Annotated in this window: 2 protein-coding genes; both read left to right on the top strand. The window is 40.8% G+C overall.

Going from position 1 to position 1033, the window contains the following annotated elements; all coding sequences use genetic code 11:
• Positions 1 to 205 precede the first annotated feature (205 nt).
• Positions 206 to 406 (top strand): antirestriction Ral family protein, encoded by a 201-nt coding sequence (locus CSC70_RS13685; protein ID WP_000213975.1) that lies wholly within the window; start codon positions 206 to 208, stop codon positions 404 to 406.
• 182 nt (positions 407 to 588) lie between these two features.
• Positions 589 to 957, top strand: coding sequence for a DUF2528 family protein (locus CSC70_RS13680; protein ID WP_000065374.1), 369 nt, complete (start codon positions 589 to 591; stop codon positions 955 to 957).
• Positions 958 to 1033 lie beyond the last annotated feature (76 nt).

Genomic DNA, 1033 nt, shown 5'->3' with positions numbered 1-1033 from the left:
ATACTCATCAAACTGTAGGGGTTGTAATAGTTTATCCGATTTCTCGCTGTAGGGGTACACGAGAACCACCGAGCCTGATGTGGTTAAAAGACAGGCACAATCTTTACTACCGCAATCCACTATTTAAGGTGATATATGGAAGAAGAATTTGAAGAGTTCGAAGAGCATCCTCAGGATGTGATGGAACAATACCAGGACTATCCGTATGACTACGACTATTGATAAAAATCAATGGTGTGGACAATTCAAGCGATGCAATGGATGCAAGCTGCAATCGGAATGCATGGTTAAGCCTGAAGAAATGTTTCCTGTAATGGAAGATGGGAAATATGTCGATAAATGGGCAATACGAACGACGGCAATGATTGCCAGAGAACTTGGTAAACAGAACAACAAAGCTGCCTGATAGTGGCCTTTATTTTTGGCATAAATAACAGAATAAACACTGCACTGTGTATTCATTCCAACGAGTGAATACACGGAGCAATGTCGCTCGTAACTAAACAGGAGCCGACTTGTTCTGATTATTGGAAATCTTCTTTGCCCTCCAGTGTGAGGGCGATTTTTTATCTGTGAGGATATGAACAGATGTCAAACATCAAAAAATACATCATTGATTACGACTGGAAAGCATCAATAGAAATTGAAATCGACCATGACGTAATGACAGAGGAAAAACTTCACCAGATTAATAATTTCTGGTCAGACTCTGAATACCGACTCAATAAACACGGCTCTGTATTAAATGCTGTATTAATCATGCTGGCGCAACATGCTCTGCTTATAGCAATTTCAAGCGACTTAAATGCATATGGTGTTGTGTGTGAGTTCGACTGGAATGATGGAAATGGTCAGGAAGGATGGCCTCCAATGGATGGTAGCGAAGGAATAAGAATTACCGATATCGATACATCAGGAATATTTGATTCAGATGATATGACTATCAAGGCCGCCTGAGTGCGGTTTTACCGCATACCAATAACGCTTCACTCGAGGCGTTTTTCGTTATGTATAAATAAGGAGCACACCATGC

Source organism: Pseudoxanthomonas kalamensis DSM 18571 (assembly GCF_010211745.1).
GTDB classification, from domain to species: Bacteria; Pseudomonadota; Gammaproteobacteria; order Xanthomonadales; family Xanthomonadaceae; genus Pseudoxanthomonas_A; species Pseudoxanthomonas_A kalamensis.
Note: the sequence above shows the minus strand (reverse complement) of the source record. Positions and strands in the feature narration are given on the sequence as shown.